The sequence below is a fragment of the Flavobacterium branchiicola genome (genome assembly GCF_018383905.1).
GTDB classification, from domain to species: Bacteria; Bacteroidota; Bacteroidia; order Flavobacteriales; family Flavobacteriaceae; genus Flavobacterium; species Flavobacterium branchiicola.
The window spans coordinates 55,468-77,643 of record NZ_JAGYWA010000008.1 but is presented as its reverse complement, the minus strand read 5'-3'; the positions used below and the strand labels follow the sequence as shown (position 1 = coordinate 77,643).

Genomic DNA, 22,176 nt, shown 5'->3' with positions numbered 1-22,176 from the left:
TTAAATTTTTACAAGCGTTAATCCGGTATTCAAAAAACAGGCAGAAGAAAATTATAGATTGTTAGAGCCTAATAAAAGTGCATTATAACGGGCTTATATGTATGTTTGTCGATAAAGACTTACAACAAGGTACGATTTTTTTTACAACACATTCAAAAACTTTAAGTTAAAAATTATGACTTTAACATTTTTGTATCGCTTTATTAATCATTTCCCTTAAAGAAAGAAACAAATAACACCCTATTAACAGAAAAGCTTTTTCTCTATCATAAAAAAAACCACCCCGTAAAAACGGAATGGCTTTTTAAATAACCAATGTTGAAATGTTTGTGGTTTTAAAAAATAATCTTCTGAGTTTTTGAGTGACCGCTGTCCCCTACAACTTTAATCATCAATACCTGATTTGATGATTGCAGATTTGTGATTTGGATTTCGGTTTCACCAATTTTATTTTTACTGTAGATGAGTTTTCCTGATAAATCAAAAATGTAAATATCTTTTAAGATCTCTTTACTGGATGTTACTTTTATTATTTTGTCTTTAACAGAAAACAAAACGTAATCTAAAAGATTTTCTATATCGACTGTTCCCAGTGTTTTATTAGTATAACGTAAAACAAAACGATCATCGAATGTTCCTATAGCGGTTGTAAACAAATAGTTACTTTCCCGCAAATCATGAATTACATTCATTTTCTTATCCTCCAGATAGATATTCTGTGTACTCAAGCTGCCATCTGCATGATCTATGGAAATAGAAAAATCACCTGCAATCGTAGATTTGTAACCTAGCGGAACTTTATCACTTTCATTAAATGGCAATGCTCTACCCTGAATAGTCAAATTAAGAGATTCATTTATACTGTAGAAATCGACATATTTATTTCCGTCATAACTTTTTCCGTCATAATTATCATCCCATTTATCCGTTGCTCCTTCACAGTAACCAACTAATATTTGTTTAAAAGCGCCCTGAGTGTTGGTGAAATTAAGCCAAACTCTGTGTTTTTCCAGCTCAGCCAATCCTTTACTGGTTTTACTTTGTTTAAAAAACTGACTATTATTTCCATCAAAACGCATTTGATTATTAAAGATGGCATTTCCTGTACCTTTAGAAGTAACAAAGAAAGACTGACCTGCCGCAATATAACCTGAAGGCGGATTCTGATTTCCTGCAGTACCGGCACCCTGACCTTGCATAGATCCAACAACAACGCTTCCTGATAAATTATAGGTTGCATAATCATCTGTCGTATAATTGTAAATTGCATCTCCGGCCACTGCTTTACTAGGTGGGCTGTTGTGTGTCCAGAAGTATAAAGTTCCATACAAAACATTTGTATTATCAACAATAAACTGATCTGCATAAACTGATGAGGGATATGGATTACCGATAAGATAATCTTTCTCTGCAGTTGCCACCGTAAAAGTAACATCTCCATTATTAGGAACTCCAATAAAAGATCCATTAAAAACGGCAGGAGTGTTGATATCAAAATTTTGCGGAGCTCTAATAATATATCCTTTTCCTTCTTCCATTTGTGCATTTCCGCCGTAAATTATAACCCATCCATTTAGCGGATCATATCTATAATACTTATCAGCCAACGTATTTGGTGACAAATTATTTAATGTAAATGCTGGTGTTCTCGTAACGGGAGAGGACCAAAAAGTAAAATCATAGCGGCGAACAGCAGTCGTATTACGCTTATAGGTAATATTTCCTGTGTTAGGAACATCATTGACTTGTACTAAACTTGCATTATTTTCGAATATCATATTGGTGCCCGCTCCCGGATCGACCGTAAGTTCATTATCAAGTCTTAAAGTATGCCCTGATTTTATCGTAACTGTTTTTCCCGCATCAACTTTACAAGAACAAGCTGTGATATTTCCTGTTGATTGAAAATCTGCTGCAAACTCTATACTGTCTGTATTAAGAGGAGCACTTCCTACAGACCAGGCAGTACCATTCCAAATATTAGTAACTGGTGCTTTGATTACAATATTTGCTGTTGGTAATGATGGACAATCTGACCCTTGCTGAAAACTAAAGGAGTACGTACCCGGTGCTAAATTATCAATTGTATAATCTGAATTTGTTGCTGAATAGGTTTGAGAAACCGTACCAGTCTGAATAATGGTCCAGTTTGAAACCGAAAGCAAACTGATTAATTCTATTTTTCCTGTTGCATTTACACAGGTTGGATGCGTAATTGTTCCTACGTTTGGTGTAGCAGGCAACGGATTAACTGTAATTGTTCCTGTGGCAGCAACTGCACCACAACCACCTGTTAATGGTATACTATAATTAAAAGTTCCATCCACGGTAGGTGTTCCGCTTATTGTAATGGTATTAGACGCCCAACTTGCTGTAACTCCCGCTGGCAAACCTGTAGCAACTCCAATTCCGGTTGCACCGGTAGTGGTATGTGTTATGTCAGTCATTGCTGAATGTGCACAAACTGTTGGCGATGATGATGCGACTCCGGCAGTATTTAGATTTACTGTTATTGTTCCCGTCGCATTTGCAATTCCACAACCACCCGTTAGCGGAATACTATAATTAAATACACCCGTTTCACTTGGTGTCCCACTAATAGTAATTGTATTTGATGCCCAACTTGCTGTAATACCTGCAGGTAAACTTACAGGGGTTCCTATTCCTGTTGCAGTAGTAGTTTCATGCGTAATATCTGTCATCAACGTATTTACACATAAAGAAGGGGTTGAAGATGGTGCTGCAGCAGTATTATCTGCAAGTACAACAACTGGGTAAATATCTGACACTACATAAGCTGTACTACAAGCTGGAGATGCCGTTACGGTTAAAGTTAAAGTAACTTGTTTTCCTTTATCTCCTACTGCCGCCGCATAAGTTGGTGTTAAAGTAGTTGCATTTGTAAGCGTTCCAGTTCCATCATGTGTCCATAAAATGGTTCCGTTTGCGGCATTTGCTTCACCGGCAGCCACTGTCATTGATCCGTCTGAGCAAATCGTTTGCGAACCTGCAATAGAAACCGTAGGCGCCGCCTGAATGTTTAGTGTATATTTGGCTGTAGCAATTTGTGGAGCACATTTGTTTGAAGCAAGGCTCGTTACCGTCATAGTTAAAACAATAGTTCTTGCCGGACCACCTAATGAAGGTGTAAAAGTTGGACTGATTGATGTAGGGTTTGTTAGAGTACCCGCTCCTCCGCTAAATGTCCATAGAATTGTTCCATTAGAAAAAGATGCTCCCGAAACTGTCGCCGGTTGATTGGAACAGATAGTTTGCGATCCTCCCGCAACAGCAGTGGGTAAGTTATCAATTGCAACCGTAGCCGCAGCCGACATTGCACTTGAACAACCACCAGCGCTTTCTGCCCTCACGGTATAACTACCTGCACTAGTTACATAAATACTTGGTCCGGTTTCTCCTGTTGACCATACATAAGTATAAGCAGCGTTTGGACTAACCGGGGCAAGCGTTACACCATCTGTTTGACAAATAGTGGTATTAACCGGAGTTATTGTTGGAGTTGCTGGAGCAGCAAGAATTATAACTGACGACGTTGCACTATAAGCACTGGAACCACAACCATTTCTAGCCAAAACTCGATAAAAATAAGTTGATCCAGATATTAATCCTGTAAATACAGTATTGGTTGTTGTAATTCCTGTAATTGTTTGAGTTGTCGCGTCTGCTGGAAAAGCATTAGTAGTTGATAACTGAACGGTATAATCTACAGTACCCGAACTAGCATTCCATGAAAGCGTAAATCCTGTACATAAAAGTGTTGCGGCCGGAACTGTAACATTTGCTGGCGTGGCTGGACCAGCTGACGAAGTTGTCAGCGTTCGTACTGTTGAAAAATTGACACTATTTCCACAACCATTTTTCCCTTTTACCCGATAAGAATATCCTCTACCACCAACTAAATTATTTACTTGATAACTAGCGACATTTCCCACGTCAAAATTTTGTAAAACAAACGTACCTGAAACAGTTTCATAAACATCCAATAAATAACTCGTTGCAGAAGATGTTTGAGTCCATCTTGCATTGAAAGAATCGCAAAAAATATTATTTGCCCCACCAATTGTTGAAATTGTACCTGGTAAAGTATTAGCCGTCACAACATTCCCACTTGTATATGTTCCTGACCCACAACGATTTATTGCTGTTACGCGATATTTATATGTATTACCTGTACTTAAGCCGATTATGGTGTAAGTCGTTGTGGTTAGATTTGCAGCGGTCAATATGTTATTAACAAAATTATCATTTGACCATTGAACTGTATAACTTGTTGCATTAGTAACTGCATTCCAGTTTACAGTAAATTGTGTACAAGAATTTCCTGTAACATTATTACCGGTCGGTGCTGTAGGAGCAGGAGGATTTGTATATGTTATAGTATTCGAGTTTGAACTGGAACAAGTTCCATTAAATGCTCTTACACGATAATAATAAGTTACAGTACTTAAGCCAGTAATATTTAATGACAAGACATTGCCAACATTTAATGCGGAATACCCCGTTACAAACGAACCAAAAGCACTGTCTGTAGATAAATCAAATTCATAATAAACAGCCCCGGCAACGGCTTGCCAATTTGCGGTTATTTGTGTACATGTTTCATTACTAACTGCTGTAGCAACTGGAGCGGTTCCGGAAGAATTTACTTCAACAGTAGCTGTATTATTTCCATTTATAGTGCTAGTACAATTTTCTGCGGCATTAGTACTTGATCCTGATGTCAATGCAGTTATTTTAATAAATTTAGTTCCTACAGTAGTAAAACCAGTGGCGATAAAAGATCCTGTACCAGCAGTTGTCACTTTCATAGAAGCAGGAGTTTGTGCAACTCCTTGTATTTCGTAGGATACTGAATATAAACCAATCGGTAAATTTCCAGTTACAGTAACTTCAGAAGAAGAACCTGAACAAACATTTACTGCGGTGGCTGTGGTAGTATCTAAACTATATGTAGGGCAATTGAATGTTATCACAATTTTCCCATCTCCCCCATCACCACCTTTTCTCGCAGGAAACACAAATGAAGATTTACCACCGCTACCGCCTCCACCAGGAGAGTTACCGTTGTTACCAATATTGCTAACGAAAGCACCTGTAATGGGTGCACCGCCAATTCCTCCACCATTGGCAGCATTTCCTCCGGCACCAGAATTAATCAAAGCTCCTGATTCATCTGTTATCCCTGATTCACCATCTCCACCATTTCCGCCTGGAGTTCTAGTTGTTCCCGTAGATGCCGCAACTGTTCCTCCAGAGGCACCTAAAACAGTTGCAGGAGTTCCGGTATTAACAATTCCGCCTTTCCCACCATCAGCTCTAATCGCATAAGTTGTAATCGCAGAGAAACCACCAGCACCACCATTTGCACCTGCAACTCCTTTACCTCCTAAACCTACAACTACAGTTAGAGATGCGCCGGAAGTAATTCCTAATGTTGCGTTGGCGAAAGCTCCACCTCCACCCCCTGAACCTCCTCTAGCACCACTAAAACCTGGATTAGTTGAACTACCACCTGCACCACCTGCACCCCAAGCATCTACTGAAATTGAAGTAATTCCTGCAGGAGCTACAAACGTTTGCGTACCAGCAGTAGTAAATGTGGTAGTAGTTTGTGCAATAAGAAAAAATGGCAAACAAATGAATACTGATATAAGTAAAAGTTTTTTCATATGGCGATATTTTAAAATTATTAAAATCTAAATCCAAACTCTTATGAAAATCATTTTATAATTTTAAATACCACAAACTGAAACTGGCACGAAAAGAAAATTCTACTTATTGAGGAGATAAAAAAATAGTGGTATTTAAATTTAACACTCAGTACGTTAATGTAGATAAGGGGGGCATGAAAAAGGAATTTTAATTACACCGTTTTTTGAAAATAATAGCACTTTTTTCAGATCAAAAAAAGAAACTAAAACAGTTAACAAAATCCTAATAACAATGTACAAAATTTAAATAATTAATCGAAAAACAGTTAAATATATTTGAAAAACAAAATATTTTAGAGTAAATTCCCATAATTTTTAATTTTTAATGTAGTTCATCATTTAAATTTTGTAACTCATCTATTTATTTAAATGACTGTTTTTGACTTTTTTCAATTCAAAAAGCCGATTTAAAAAAAATCAAACAAAATATTAGAAAAAAAACGTCAGGGTAATGAAAATTGCCGATGAAAAAATTCAAAAAAAAACCATTTCTGCATTAAAAAATGGTTTTAAAATTTTGATGAAATTTTAATTTTAGAAAACGATTTTTTGGGTTGTAGTTTTTCCGTTTTCTGTTGTTATTTTTATGAGAAGAACTTGGTGATGAAATTGATTACTTTGTATCGAAAATCCACTATCCTTAATTTTATTTTTCTGATACAGTAATTTTCCAGACATGTCAAAAATCATTATCTCCTTTATTACTTCCTTACCAGCATCAATTTTTATCATCTGATTATGCAGTGAAACCAAAATGGCATTTGCTTTACTGTCTAAATTATTAGTCGCCAATGTATTGTCTGTATATCTTAAAACAAAGCGATTGTCGTAAGTTCCTTTTTGGGTTTTAAAAGAATAGGGGGCGTTCTTAAGATTATACATTATTTTCAAATCCTTATCCTCAATAAAAATATCCTGAGTATTAAATAGCCCATCTTCATGATCGATGCTAATTGTAAAATCACCACCGATTGTAGTTGTAAAACCAAGAAAAATTGTATCGGACATATCAAAAGGCAATCCCCGCCCCTGAATTACCATTTGTTTATTTTCAATAATGCTATAAAAATCTGCGTATGGATTTCCGTTTAATGATTCAGCATCATATTGATCGTCAAATAAATCTGTGGCTCCTTGTATGTATCCTATTAGAATCTGCTTAAAAACTCCTGTTTTATTTTCAAAATTCAGCCAGATGCGATGCTTCTCCGTCGTAATATTATGCTTTCTCTCTTCTTTATTTACCGATTTAAAAAAGAATGAATTACTATCCGTACTTCGCATACTATTATTAAACTCAATATCTTCCGAACTTTTACCTACAACAAAAAATGCTTGTCCTGATGCTATTTTTCCGTCTGGAATCTGTGTAGTTTCGCCAATTGATAAAGATGCTCTGGTACCCACTCCGCCTAATAGATTGTAGGTCGCGTAATCATCTGTTGTGTATTCTAAATTGGTTATTGGGGTATTATGTGTCCAAAAATGCAACGCTCCTTTTAGAACTGAGGCATTCTTTCTCAAAAAAGCATCTGCATTGAGAGTGGATGGATATGGATTACCAATTAAATTAGACTTATCAGGCATCCCTTGTTTTACCTGAATTTTTCCATTATTGGGAATCCCTTTAAATGTTCCTTCAAACATGGAACGATCGGTAATTGAAAAATACTGGGGTGCTCTGATAATATATCCCGTTCCAATTTTCATCTCACTTGATGGTTTCTCCTGTCTCCATTTTTCTATATGAAAATCGTACGAAAAATATTTATCGGCTAAGGTATTTGGAGAAAAATCGACTAACTTTTGATTACCTACAGGTGAAGACCAAAATGTATAATCGTATCTTAATAATGGGGTGGTATTTCTTTTTAAATGAACAATTCCAGTATTTATCATATCATCATCGGTCTGATAAAGACTTGCTGAATCTTCTATAGTTAGTATTCCTGAACCTTGGTATGAAAATTCAATTCCCAAAGTATTTCCACTTAAAAGAGTAACATTTTTTCCCTCTTCTATAGTGCAACTACAAATATCTGCAGAGGTCAAAGAACTATAATCCGCAGTAAAAAAAACTTCTTTACCTCCAAATGGAAAGCCATTCGACCAGGAAGTTCCATTCCATATTGTAGCATCTAGACAGAGTTTTAACCTTGCTATTCTATGTTTAGAAATTCCCGAAACTGAATTAAAATCTCCACCTATAATAAGCCTATTATCTGAAGTAAAATCCATTGTGAATAATTTATTATTTAGATGGGCGTCAAAAGTATCATCATAACTTCCAGATTTCATTAAACGCAGTAATCTTAAAGAGGGACGATTATTATAAGTACCAGAAAATGTCCCGCCAACTAAAATACGATCATCGGGTTGTATCAAAATAGTTCGGACATCGCCTTTATTAAAACCTGAACCCGAATTAAAAGAGGTGTCTAATTGTCCGTTGGGATTTAATCTCAAGATACGTTTTTGAGGAATTCCGTTAAAACTTAGAAAATTACCTCCAACAATTATTTTCCCGTCCGATTGCAATGCCATTGCGTATGTATTTTTATCAAAGCCTTTTCCTATGTTAAATCCGGAATCGATACTTCCATTAGCATTTAATCGTACTAAATGAACGGCTTCCATTCCATTGAAAGTAGTAAAGCGTCCGCCAATTACTATTTTTCCGTTAGGCTCAATTAAAATACTTTCAATAATAGCATCAGCGCCTGAACCGACATCAAAAGAAGTATCAATGGTTCCATTAGGTAATAATCTAATTATTCGTCCCACCGGTAAATCATTGTAACGTGTAAAATTTCCAGCCACCAGTATTCTCTGATCGGCCTGAATTGCCATAGCATAAATCTGGCTATTACAGCCAGACCCTATATTAAATGTTGGATCTATAGCGCCATTTTCTAAAACACGAACAATTCGATTAATATTGGTATCATTATATTTGGTGAAATTACCTCCTATAATGACTTTTCCGTCAGCTTGTAACGCTGCTGCTTTTACTAAATTATTAGCTCCGGATTGTCCATTATTAAAAGAATAATCTAATGTTCCGTCTTCTAGAAGTTTCGTTATTCTGGAAGCAAATTCTCCATTAAACTTTTTGAAATTACCACATACAATCATTTTTCTATTTTCTAATGGAAGTACTTTGTAAATCGAATTATCAAAACCTACTCCCGCAGATAAATAGCTGGTATCATACTCTTTCTCCGTATTGATTTTAGCTAATCGTCCCTGATTTAAACCATCAAAAACCGAAAAGGATCCTCCTATATACCACGAATCTTCTAAATCATTTTCTAAAGCAAGAACTGAGGCAGAACCCGGGCCAGTCCCGAAGTCTATAGTATCCAGAAGTCTTCCGTCTGAATTTAATAAACAAACTCGATTAACTGCTTCACCATTATAATTACCTGTGAAAGATCCGCCCACCATTATTTCTCCCTTTAGGTTAATTTTAATGGCCTGCACAACTCCTGAATTGAAACCCGATCCTGAGAAAAAATTTGGATCTACTGAACCATCATTGTTAATCCGGATAATTCTGTTTGCCAAACTTCCATTGTAAGACGTAAATTTACCTCCAATAATAATTTTGCCATCGGGCTGAAGTATCATCGAAGTAACATCATCGTCAAATCCGGAACCTGAAGAAAAATCTGTATTTCTACTTCCATCAGGGTTAAGACAAATCATTTTATTACTCGATATATTATTAAACGTTGTGAAATTTCCAGCCACTAAAATTCTTCCATCAGGTAAAACTTTTGCATACATGATATTAGATGAGGATCCGGAACCTGTGACAAAAGAAGTATCTAATGAACCGTCAGACATAAGACGGGCGATACGATTTACGGTAACATTATTGTACTTTGTAAAGCTGCCTGTGATAATAATTTTACCATCTGATTGTGGTGTAATTTCGTAGATTATTCCGCTTGTTGCTGCCAATGTACTATTGAATGACGCATCATAAGTCCCATCGTAATTTAAGCGAATAATTCTTCCCGCGTTAATTCCGTTAAAAGAAGTAAAATTTCCACCTACTACTATCTTTCCGTCCGGCTGAACATAAGAAGCATATATTTTACCATTGAAACCGATTCCGGTGTTGAAAGTTTCATCGACACTTCCATCTGGTTTTAGACGTGTTAAAAAGGGAACTGGAACACCGTTTAAATTTAAAAATTCGCCACCAACAATCAAATTTTGATCAGGCTGCAAAGACAAAGTCTGAACTGGAAGATCAAATCCGTCTCCTGTTAAACCATCATCTGTTGTATTGAAATTTATATCAATTTTTCCTTGTTGTGCATGAAGTCCAAAACTCCAGGAAGATACAATCAATATAAGCGTATAAAATAAATTTCTCTTCAAAGTCTAAAAATCAGATTAGCAAATAACCTCGAATTTAAAATTCATTTTTTAGCCTTACAATACCCACTTTTAGTGATATTTATAAAAAAAGCCATTTGCTGTTATGTAGCAAATGGCTTTTTAACTAAGGAAAGAAAATTATAATTTCCTTTATTTTATTTCTCTATTGAAAGATTACTTTTCTAGTGGTTGTAAAACCATTTTCTAAGGTAATATTTATTAATAAAACCTGATTCGCAGCTTGTAAATTTGTAATCTGCAATTCGTTTGAAGTCACTTTCTTTTTATTGTAAACTAATTTTCCGGCTACATCAAAAATGGTCACTTCTTTAATCGCTTCTACAGAAGATTGTACTTTAATTGTTTTATCTTTTGATGAAACTAAAATGCCATTTTCGATATTTTCAAAATCTCCAGTACCTAACGTTTTATTAGTGTAACGAAGAACAAAACGATCTGCGAAAGTACCAATAGCGGTAGTAAAAGTATAGTTACCAGCACGAAGATCTACTATTTGTCCTGTTTTTTTATCTTCAAGATAAACTGCCTGATTTGTAAATAATCCGTCTCCATGATCAATTGCGATAGTGAAATCACCTGCAATTGAGGTTACATATCCTAATGGAATTAGGTCAGTTTTCTCAAATGGCACTGCACGTCCTTGAATAGTAAGTTTATCAGCTTCATTAATACTATAGAAATCCAGATAAGTATTACCACTCATTGTCCAGCCGTCGTAGTTATTATCCCAACCATTTGTAGCTCCGCTTACATAACCCACTAAAACTTGTTTGAAAGCCCCTTTAGTATTAGTAAAATTCAGCCAAAGACGATTTTCTTCGTTTGTATTAGAAGTATTGGTTTTATAAAATTGATTATTATTTGCACCAATTCTCATATCATTAGTAAACTTCACCTTAACATTGGTCGATGGAGTTGCAAAAAATGCCTGACCCGCAGCAATTTTTCCTGATGGTTGGCTTCCACCTGTATCTGCAGGACCCGTTGCTACACCACCGGTTAAACTGTATACAGCATAGTCATTAACAGTATAATTGTATTTTGCATCACCGGCAACTGCACTACTTGGCGGACTATTGTGTGTCCAGAAATACAAGGCTCCAACATCATTTCCTGCAAGGGCATTATCTTCAATAAATTTTCTCGCATCTAAAGCAGATGGATATGGATTTCCTAATAAATAAGAATGAGTTGCAACTGGTATTATTTCGATATCACCATTATTTGGCGTCCCAATAAAGGAAGCAGGATAAATTGCTGGAGATGTTATATCAAAAGTTTGTGGTGCTCTTACTATATAACCATTACCCGGAATCATTGTCAATGTACCATTGTAATTAATTTTCCATGCTGATGTTGCAGCATCAAAGTTATAATATTTATCTGCCAGAGTTGCTGAAGATAATTTTTTAAGTGTAAAAACAGAAGAGGCTTTAATAGGAGAAGACCAGAATGTAAAATCGTAACGGCGTACTAGCGCTGAATTACGTTTGTATGTAATGTTTCCTGTATTAATGCTATTACTCGTACTTGTTTGTATTAAACTTGAATTATTTTCGAAAACGAAAGAACCTGTTGCTCCAACTGTAATACCTTCTGTAACTGTTAAAATTTTATCAGATAAAACAGTTAATGAACCTCCGTTATTTACCGTAATAGAATGTACACTTGCATTAGTACCTATTACCGAATTTTTTACTCCTGTATTAGGAATTAAAACACAATCCGTTAGCGTCGGAACCACCGCTGGTGACCAGTTACTTGGTGTATTCCAGTCTGTACTTGTATTTCCAGTCCATGTTATCGAACCTGTCGATGCAATAGTTATTGGAGTTGCAGATGCTATACATCCAGAACCATTTTTCACATAAACAGTATAAGTATCCTCTGCAAGTCCTGCAAACACTCCGTTCGTATTTAGAAAAGTAACTCCGTTTAAACTATACGAAATTCCTGTCCCAGGTGCAGGACTAGAAACTGTAATAGTTCCTGTTGGCTGTGCACAAGTTGGCTGAGTAGGTGTCGCTACAGGTGTTGTTGGGTTTGCGTTGATTTTTAGAATAACTGAATTGCTATTTGTTGTTCCGCAACCATTGGTAGCAGAATATTTAATTGTCTTACCATCATCTGCTAATGCAACTGTGTATGGTAAAGTCAAACTTACGTATGATCCGCTTGAAACTGCTGTTTCAATTTGCCAGTCTTGTGCAGAAACTGTAGAACCATTTGCAGTAACTGTTGGTGTTGTCACATTTAATGATCCTCCTGCACACAATGCTGATGGGGTTGTAATTGCAGTGATTGTTGGCTTGTCATTTACTGTTAAAGCACCACTACTAGAAGTTATCGCAGAACAAGTCCCGGTAACAATAACTTGGTACTGATATGCATTCATTGTTGCTGTAGCTCCGGTAATATTCAAAGTAGCACCCGTAACATTTGAATATACACCTCCGTTTGATAAATCACTAAAAGTTGAGCCTCCATTTGTACTTACTTGCCATTTATAAGTTAAAGCAGCTCCTAAAGCCGCAACACTAAATGAAGTACTTGCTCCTGCACAAATTGTAGAAACTGAAGGCTGACTTGTAATTGAAGTATTTGGATTAGTTGTAGCAATTGTAGCCTGAGAGCTTGTAGAACAACCTCCTGCATCGGAAAAATTTAAAGTATAAGTCCCAGCATCTAAACCTGTTCTGTTTAAAGCCGTCGCTGGGTCGTTCCACGAAACATCTAAGACATTCACATCTATATAATGTGAAGCTAACACATTTTCAAAAAGATCAACCGTTTTAGTATAAAGTACATTACTTGATGCATCAAGTAATTCTAACAACATATTTTGTCCTCTTTGTTGACAACAATCGGAACGATTATAAATTCGTAAATAATCTAAATTCTTCGCAGATGCTAGATCAACTATTATATATTCATTAATGTTTGTAGAATTACTATGCCAAAAACTTGCCGGATTCCCATCAATTGCTCTCTGTGCACCATATACTCCAGGATTATTACTATACGTTGAGCTTCCAGTTGCAGAAGCTCCACTAGTTGATAATGCGACATTAGTTCCTGTGAAAATCTCAATAGCCTGTATCTCCGCTACTTGCTGCCATGCATCTGCATTAACATATTTTTGTGTTAATTTAATATATCTAACATTGCTAAGTCCGCCTGAAAGAACTGGTGTAATAGTTCCATTATTAGATGACGCACAAGTTTCATCCGTTTTGTTTAATGTAATTGTTGGTTTAGAGTTTACTGTAAGCAAAACTGAACTCGAATTAACAGCACATAAATTATTACTTACAACACATCTCACTTTATAACCATTCCATCCCAAAGGTGTGTTACTCAAACCCAAATTATTAGTTGTATATCCCGATACACTAGATCCTAAAGCTGAATCTATATTGAACCAATTTATAGAATCTGACGAATATTGCCACTGATAAGTAACTCCAGCTGTCGATGATGTTACTGAAAAATTCCCACCTCCATTTTCACAAATTGTCAAAGGTTGTGACTGCCCAGTAATTGTAGGAGACGTACAAGTATTATTTATAATTCCTGTTACAGCAGCAAAATATGTATCGTTTTTATTTAGTGCTCCTGAAGCCGTAGCTCCCCAAGATCCTGGAATCATAACTACACCACCAAGAGTTAAAGTAGAACTAGTATGTGTAAGACCAGTACCTAAATTAGCAACTGAACCAGATGTTACAGAAAAATTCTGAGTAACAGTGGTTGCTTTATTCAAAGTTACTCCAGAAGCATGAGTGTTGCTAATGGTAAGATTATTTACAGTGGCAGGCATCCCAGCACTAGTATTTTGAGCCACTGTACCATTAAAAGTATAGTTTGCTCCATTACTAAAAGTACGAACCATATCAGCTGAAACAGGAACTGATCCGTCTACACCTCCAGCATTTGCTGTTATGAATGTAGCTCCTGAATTTAATATAAATTTTGCAGTTCCAGAGGTTCCTCTACCTCCGGAAGGATAAACCTTAAACAAACCCAAGTCAACTGTTCCACTTACGTTTAGCTCACCCATCCAAGGATCTGTATCACTTGTAAAAGCAGTACTTAAAGTGAAATCTGAAGTTAATTTTAATATACTCGTTGCGCCTACATTATACTTCACAAAAGTTCCAGCACCCACATTAGAAACACTAAGTATTTGATTTCCTGTTCCGTTAAAATTTAAAATTCCATTTGCAACCACACCAATTGTTGTAAAAGAATCAGCTCCCGCTGTATTACTAAAATTCCCTTTAAGATTAACTATACTAGTACCTGAAGTCCCGGCATTAAAATCAAAAATACCTCCTGTTTGATTATAATTACCAGATATCGTTAAAGTATTACTTGTGTTATTGCTCAGTACGAATTTACCTCCTGTCAAACTAAAATCTTTATTTACTGTAATAGTATTATTATTTCCCCCAACTGCCTTAGTACCTCCACCTGAAAAACCAATATTATAATAATTCGTGATTTTTACGGTTTGGTTTCCTGTTCCGGTATAATTTACTGTGTTACCAATTGTTGTAGCATTTAATGTTGTAATGCCTGATGTACCTCCAATATTTAAAGTTCCTAAATTTGTGAGGGAACCATTTCCTGAAAGTGCAGTTGAACAGGTTAATGTATTATTATTCGTTAAAACTATTCCAGAACCGGCAACAGTAACATTATTTATACTAAAATTACCCGTTAGCTGCTGCGTATTACTATCAAAAGTTTGTATACCTGTACCAGACGTAAAGGTTCCATTATTTGTAATACCACCTCTAAAATTAATATCAGAATTTGCTGAATTATTCCAAGAAGCTCCAATATTAACTGTTACCAATCCTATAAATCTCTTGGTTCCTGCAGTATTCCCAACATTTATGGTTCCGGATAAAGAAGTTGTCCCTCCTACGGTTAAAGCATCTGAAACCGTTAAAACTCTACCCGCTTCTATAGTCAAGTTTGCACACACTGCTGCTGATGGCGATGTTGAAGATATAGTGGGATTATAACTAGCTGTGGATGGAATTAAAACGTCATCAGTCGCAAGAGGAATTCTATTAGCAGACCAATTTCCACTTCTATGCCAATTACTTCTTTGACCAGCATTGGTTCCATTTCCACCAATCCAAGTATTCTGGCTATATCCAACATTCACAACAAAAAACATCCCCAAACAAAGTAATCTTAAGCCAGGACTAAAAGATTTCTCCTTAGAGGAATTAAAAAAAATAATCGATAAAAACGAGTAAAGTAATTTTCTCATCATATATACTGTGGTATTTATTATAAATTTGTTTTTTTATCTCAAACTAAACCTAAAACAGCATTTAATACATGTACGAAATGCTTTTGATTTTGGTTTCAAAAACCATCCAATCAATTGTTTAAAATGTTTTGTTTGAGCAGATTTTAATCTTTTAGATTATCGCACAAAAATATATTAATTCCGCACACACACAACATTTTAAGAAAATACTTTTTAAGAATAAGCACAATTATTACGCAAATTTTAACATCAAAATGATTATTTTTAGCACTTATAGTTAAAAAGAAAGAAAAAAGCCATGAAATCAATTGTTACTCCCAAAGAAGCTTTACAGAAACTAGAACACTTTTGTGCCTATCAGGAACGTTGTCATGATGAAGTGGTTTCAAAATTATATAGTCTTAAAATGACCAGCGATGAAATAGATTTAATTGTGGTTCAGCTAATTGAAGGAAACTTTTTAAACGAAACCCGATTTGCCTGTAGTTTCGCGCGAGGGAAACATCGTATTAAATTTTGGGGGAAAATCAGGATTACAAACGAATTAAAATTGAGAAACATTTCTTCTACCAATATTAATCTCGCATTAAAAGAAATTTCTCCCGAAGAGTATTTAGAAACTCTTGGCCAACTTTCAGAACGATGCTGGAACAGCATTACCGAAAACAACAAACTAAAAAAGAGAAAAAAGTTCTGCGACTATCTCCTCCGTCGTGGTTACGAAAGTAGTTTGGTTTATGAAAAAGTACAGGAAATGGAACAAAATTAAGTTTCATTTTTTTATGCCTTTTTGCGACTTATAATAATCCTTCCAAATAAGCCCCATTTATCAGAAAATACTCTCCTATACAAATGTTTATTTTTTGAAAAATATTCACCCTATCTCGCGTTTTTTTGCTTTTTCATTTAAGAACTAATCATTTTAAGTGTGATTTTTACGGTTTTTCTTATTTTTTAAACCTCATATTTATAGGAATATCCATAAAAACACAAAATTCAGAGTGTATTTCAACGATTTATTCAAACACTTCGTCGATTATTTAGCCTTTAGAAAACCATCATTATTTGAAACTCGTAGATGTATCTATCTTTGTGCGGCTAATTTACTATGCCAGCATAACAACCTGATTTACGCCATTTAATATGAAAAAAACTCTACTTTTATTTTTGTTGTTATTACCTTTTTTTGGATTCTCCCAAATTGACCTTGTAAAATGGAATGGCCCAACAAATGCATCACCTACTATTAATTCAGGCTTTACAGCAGCTGTATCAGCAGGAAATATTGATGGATCCAGTATCTCATTTTCTCCTGTACAATGGCAAGGCTTTATGGGAATTCAATGGCCGACATCATTTAGCATCGATGATACTAAATATTTTCAGGTCAGTGTTTCTGCAAAAACCGGATATAAAATCAAGCTAAACGCTTTTAAATTTACTTATGAAAAAGATGGAAACGGTTACGTATATAGATACCAAGTACGCTACTCTAAAGATGCTTTTGCAACAAGTACTTTATTAATTGATGAGGCCACGGCTTCTAATTCAGGTTCTGCAAAACCAACAAAATCACTCGATCTTTCAAATATTACTTTATATGCTGGAGAAACTTTAACCTTACGCATATATGGCTATAAATTAAAATCTAATAGTGACCCTAATTCTCCAATATTTTTAGCAAACGAAAATACTCTTGGCACTGGAGGCACTACTCCAACCATTACTGGGACGGTTTCAACTTACGATCCAACGATCTTGAATGCAAATAATGATAATATAATTACTCAGGAAAAAAGAGCAATTGCGTTTGATCCGTTAACGAATGACACTAATTATACCGGAGCAACTATGACTTATACACAGCCTCCTGTTAATGATGGAACTGTGACAAATACGAATAATATTTTAAATTTCACACCAGCCACAAACTTTAAGGGTACTACATCTTTTACCTACACTCTAACCAGTGGAGTAAAAACCTCTACCGCAACAGTTTATATTATCGTTACTGAAATTACACCTCGATTGATTATCTGGAACGGTGCAATAGATAAACCAAAAGCTGTGGTAACAGATCCTAACATAATAGGAAACGACATCACTGCAGGTGGCTTAACTTTAATTACAAATAGCGGCTCAAATTCAAATTACTTTAATATAAGTAATTTGCAAAACACGAATGCACTTAATCTTAATAAATATATTGAAGTAAGTGTTAAACCAAAACCGAATTATAAACTAATTCTCTCAGAGTTTAGATTTATATACAACTCACCTAACGGAAGTACAGGACCAACTAAATATCAGGTAAGATATTCTACAGATTCAAACTTTACTGATGGAGGAAAAATTCTTAAGGGCGAAACTACCACAGTAAAAAACACTGACACAGAAGTTGTTATGAATTTCCCTGCTAATGTTACGGCTACAAGTTTAACTAATCAGACCTTTTATATTAGAATATACCCTTATGGTGTAACTGATGTATCAAATGGTTATTTCAAAATAAAACACGACGTAGGAGGAGAATTAGGTCCGACTATTACAGGTATTGTAGATTCTTCCAACTTATTAATTGCAAATCCTGATACTGCAAATACAGATAATAAAACAGCTATAAATATTCCTATTTTAACAAATGATGAAAATTACGATTCCTCTACTTCAATAACTTCTACACAACCAAGCACTGGTGGTTCTGTTGTGGTTAATGGTACAAGTAATATTACTTTTACTCCAACACTAGGATTTACAGGAACAACTTCTTTTACCTACACACTAACTAAAGGAACTTCATATTCATCAGCGACAGTAACGGTTACCGTTACAGCACCGCCTTGTATTGCAACTTTAACTCCGGGAATTAATTACTGGAAAGGATATGTTTATACTTATACGGGAGATAATCCTGCGATGACAACTTACGTAGGTACTGTTGCAGAAAACCCTAATTTTGATCGCAATATTGATACCGGAACAATTACTGGTGATGCCAGCGTAGAGGCCGATGCCTTTTGTGGCACCGTGCCAAGCGACAGATTCTATGTTCGTTATTTAATGCAAACTAACGCCGAAGCCGGAACTTACAACTTTAATATTGGTGGTGATGATGGAGTTCGATTATATGTTGATAATGTTTTAGTAACCGTTAGTCCTTCAGGTTCATGGGGTGATCATGGTTATAACAGATATACTGGTCAATATACTATCAGTACAGCAGGAACCCATACTTTTATGCTGGAATACTACGAAAAAGCAGGCGCTTCAAGAGTATCATTTTTATACGGATTGGTAAAAGGAGATCAATCTCTTCCTTATGGAGATAATGTGTGGAATGTTTTTGGTTTTACACAAGCTGATTTAAATCTGGATAATATCAAAACCAGTTATGCCGGAACTTATGTTGACTCTAATTTAAATCTGAATTCTGAATCATTCTGGAACAAAAAATTATCTCCTTCAAGTTCTGCGCAATGGCAAGGTGCTCCAATACAAGTTGACAATTTTACCCTTACACACAGAAGAAAAGGATTTCCATGTGGAGATTACCAAATTCAGGTTGTAAGCAATGATGATGTAACAGAAATTCGAATTGATGATGTTTTAGTATTTACCAGAAGTTATTCTACCGGATCTGTTTTTCTTGATAAAAATTATTCTCTGAATAAAAACTCAAGAGTCGAAATTCGCTTAAGAGAAGATGGTGGTGATGCCAATGTAAATGTGAAATTTATTCCGGTTGAAACTATTTATAACGGAACAGGTAATGCTCCGACTGGTGTAACAGCAATTACAATATCGGGCAGTACAACACTGCAATCGGATATTGAAGTTTGTTCGTGTACCATTAAAGCAGGAGCAACCCTTATCATTCCGGCTGACAAAACATTAACAGTAAACGAAAATATAACCGTTGCCACAGGTGGTAAACTTTTAGTACAAAACGGAGGTTCATTATTACAAAATAACACTAGCAAAACAATGTTTACGGGAGATATAAGCTCTTTCGAATTACAAAGAACCAGTGCACCTGTTCGTCGTTATGATTTTACTTTCTGGTCTTCTCCAGTAACTGCATCATCAAACTTTACGCTTAAAAAATTATCACCGGGAACTTTAGCTGACAAATATTATAATTACGACTCTGCTACTGATGCATGGAAAATTAATTACAACGGAACAATGACAATGACTCCTGGTAATGGCTATATAGTAAGAGCGCCACAAACTTACAGCATAGAGATTCCTGCAGTTTATAATGCCTCATTTTTTGGAACACCAAACAATGGTGATATCGAAATAACTCCTGTTGCTACTCGTTCTTATTTATTAGGAAATCCGTATCCATCAGCGATAGATGCAGATAAATTAATCAAAATAAATTCCCTTGCAGGAAATGACATTGGTGCATTGTATTTCTGGACACATAACAGCCCACCAAGTGATGCCGTTTTGGGTGATGCGAAATACAATTATACCGTTAATGACTATGCTGTTTATACTTTAGCTGGCGGAGTAGCAACTGGTCCGGCGAAAACTGGCGGAAGTAAACCATTGGGAAAAATCGCTGCTGGACAGGCGTTCTTTGCAACTCCGTCTACCAATGTTAAGGTGAAGTTTACCAATGATATGAGAGTTGCAGCAAACAACAAACAATTTTACAAAACCAATGGTTCTGATGAAATTGAAAAAAATCGTATTTGGTTGAATCTTACCAATGCTAAAGGCGCTTTCAAACAAGTTTTAGTGGGTTACGTAGATGGCGCAACAAATGGATGGGATAATAACTATGATGGATGGACAATGAGCGGCAATACTTACCTTGATTTTTATAGTATTAATGATACTGATAAACTTACTGTTCAGGGACGCGCATTGCCATTTGAGAAAACTGACCTAATTCCGTTGGGATATGTAACTACAATTGCCGGTGATTTCACTATCGCAATTGATCATGGTGACGGGTTATTTACAAATCAGGCGGTATTTCTTGAAGATAAAAAGACAGGACAAATAATAGATCTACGTGCAGGTAATTATACTTTTACTACAGCTATCGGTACTTTTACAGATCGTTTTGTTCTTCGTTATACGAATAAAACACTTGGAATCGATGACTATGAAAACATTGAAAACGGTGTTTTAGTTACTGTAAAAGATAAAATCATTAAAGTTCTATCATCAAAAGAAATGATAAAAGAAGTTTCTGTTTATGATATTTCAGGTAAATTGCTTTATGATAAAAAGAAAGTAAACGCATCTGAATTACAACTTTCAAATTTACAATCTGGTAATCAGGTTTTAATTGTAAAAGTAACTTTAGACAATGACTTTGTCGTTTCTAAAAAAGTTCTTCTTCAATAGAACAAAATAATTGGTCATAAAAAAAACATTCCAGATTGGAATGGTTTTTTTATACTCAAAATATACTTTATTAGTTATCTCTTTTCAATTAAAACACTTACTGCGTTTCCACCAAAACCAACTGCATTAATTAAAACCTTTTTAATTGCTTTATTTTGATTTTGATTTTCTCCAAATGGCACACCAATAAATGTATCGTTCTGCATCATTAAAAGAGCCAGTTCTAAACTCAGAATCCCTGAAGCTCCAAAAGTATGTCCGATTTTCCATTTGTTTGTAGTTAATAAAGGCAACTTAGAACCAAATACTTTTTCAATAGCACGAAGCTCCGTCAAATCACCTTTTATGGTTCCGGGTGCATGCATTACAATTGCATCAATATCTTCAGGATTTTCTCCTTCTAAAGCCATTTTCATTGATTTTTGGAAACAGGTTGCTTCCGCAGAAATCGAAATATTGTGTTCTAAAATCTCCGTTGCATATCCAACTCCCGTTACATAAGCGATTGCATTTTCTTTTTCCCCGGCTTCTAAACAACAAACTGCAGCGCCTTCGCCCAAAATCATGGTGTTTTGGGTTTTCTCAAAATCAAAAGCCAAATTGGGCCAGTTCTCCTGATCCTGATCAATACGGGAATAAATTTTTAAAGCCCGCATTTGAGCAATTGTAAAATCAGTTAAAGGCGCTTCACTTCCTCCAACCAAAAACTTATCCGCCATACCGGATTTTAACCATGCAACTCCGTTCAATAAAGAATGAAGTGCAGTAGAGCAGGTTATTGAATGCGAAATTTCGGGACCAACACTTTGCAAATCATGCGCAATCCAGGAAGATATATTTCCTAATGTTGTTGTTGGAGACGCAAGAGTCTGTGCTTTTCCGGTATCTATATACTCTTTATAATGCTTTTCGAATAAATCGGTTGCCCCCCTTGATGAACCAATATTGATTCCGAAAACATCGTCAGAACTCCATCCTGCCTGCTCAACAGCTTTTCGAGAAGCTGCCAAAGCAAATAAAACAGAGTCATCCAGGAATTTATATTTAGAATCTGATTCTCGTATTTGAGCAACAATTTGTTTAGATTCAGAACTTAATGCAGCTACCGAAGTTTCCTGCTGATCTAAAAATTGTTTTGAAAAGCAATGTTGCTCTTCCTTATATTTTCCCCAAACTTCTTCAGCATTATTTCCTAATGGAGAAATAGAAGAAAAAGCGGTTATGGATATTTTTTTATTCAATTTTTGTGGATTTTAAAAACGCAAAGTTCGCGAAGTTTTGTTAAAAATGGAACGCCGATTACACGCATGTTACTGATTTACACCGATTATTAATCTTAAAACACAAAATCAGTAAAATCCGTTAAATCTTCCG

The 22,176-nt window shown here is 35.5% G+C and carries 6 protein-coding genes; 2 read left to right on the top strand and 4 right to left on the bottom strand.

Translation table 11 applies throughout. The features are described 5' to 3' along the window. Nucleotides 1-335: 335 nt before the first annotated feature. The 3 genes from KHA98_RS19510 to KHA98_RS19500 form a co-directional block, all read right to left on the bottom strand. A complete protein-coding gene (locus KHA98_RS19510; RefSeq protein ID WP_213259578.1) occupies nucleotides 336-5,690 on the bottom strand; it encodes a fibronectin type III domain-containing protein in 5,355 nt (1,784 codons plus the stop codon). 576 nt (nucleotides 5,691-6,266) lie between these two features. Further along, the gene (locus tag KHA98_RS19505) at nucleotides 6,267-10,124 is read right to left on the bottom strand and encodes a T9SS sorting signal type C domain-containing protein (RefSeq protein ID WP_246522440.1); all 3,858 of its coding nucleotides are present in this window, start codon (nucleotides 10,122-10,124) and stop codon (nucleotides 6,267-6,269) included. A gap of 163 nt (nucleotides 10,125-10,287) precedes the next feature. Then, a complete protein-coding gene (locus KHA98_RS19500) occupies nucleotides 10,288-15,435 on the bottom strand; it encodes a beta strand repeat-containing protein (RefSeq protein WP_213259577.1) in 5,148 nt (1,715 codons plus the stop codon). Nucleotides 15,436-15,733: 298 nt separating this feature from the next. On the opposite strand from KHA98_RS19500, the gene KHA98_RS19495 reads away from it, so the two are divergent. Together KHA98_RS19495 and KHA98_RS19490 are read left to right on the top strand one after the other, a co-directional pair. Continuing rightward, complete coding sequence (locus KHA98_RS19495) at nucleotides 15,734-16,204, top strand: regulatory protein RecX (RefSeq protein WP_213259576.1); 471 nt, start codon at nucleotides 15,734-15,736, stop codon at nucleotides 16,202-16,204. A gap of 374 nt (nucleotides 16,205-16,578) precedes the next feature. Beyond that, nucleotides 16,579-20,802: a T9SS sorting signal type C domain-containing protein gene (locus tag KHA98_RS19490; RefSeq protein ID WP_213259575.1), complete on the top strand. Its 4,224-nt coding sequence runs from the start codon at nucleotides 16,579-16,581 to the stop codon at nucleotides 20,800-20,802. Between the two features lie 74 nt (nucleotides 20,803-20,876). On the opposite strand, the gene KHA98_RS19485 is transcribed toward KHA98_RS19490, so the two are convergent. Then, a complete protein-coding gene (locus KHA98_RS19485; protein ID WP_213259574.1) occupies nucleotides 20,877-22,043 on the bottom strand; it encodes a beta-ketoacyl synthase N-terminal-like domain-containing protein in 1,167 nt (388 codons plus the stop codon). Nucleotides 22,044-22,176 lie beyond the last annotated feature (133 nt).

What these genes read in the sequence shown, in the direction of transcription:
- KHA98_RS19510 (WP_213259578.1), bottom strand. Translation starts at nt 5,690, where the DNA reads ATGAAAAAACTTTTACTTATATCAGTATTCATTTGTTTGCCATTTTTT.
- KHA98_RS19500 (WP_213259577.1), bottom strand. Translation starts at nt 15,435, where the DNA reads ATGATGAGAAAATTACTTTACTCGTTTTTATCGATTATTTTTTTTAAT.
- KHA98_RS19495 (WP_213259576.1), top strand. Translation starts at nt 15,734, where the DNA reads ATGAAATCAATTGTTACTCCCAAAGAAGCTTTACAGAAACTAGAACAC.
- KHA98_RS19490 (WP_213259575.1), top strand. Translation starts at nt 16,579, where the DNA reads ATGAAAAAAACTCTACTTTTATTTTTGTTGTTATTACCTTTTTTTGGA.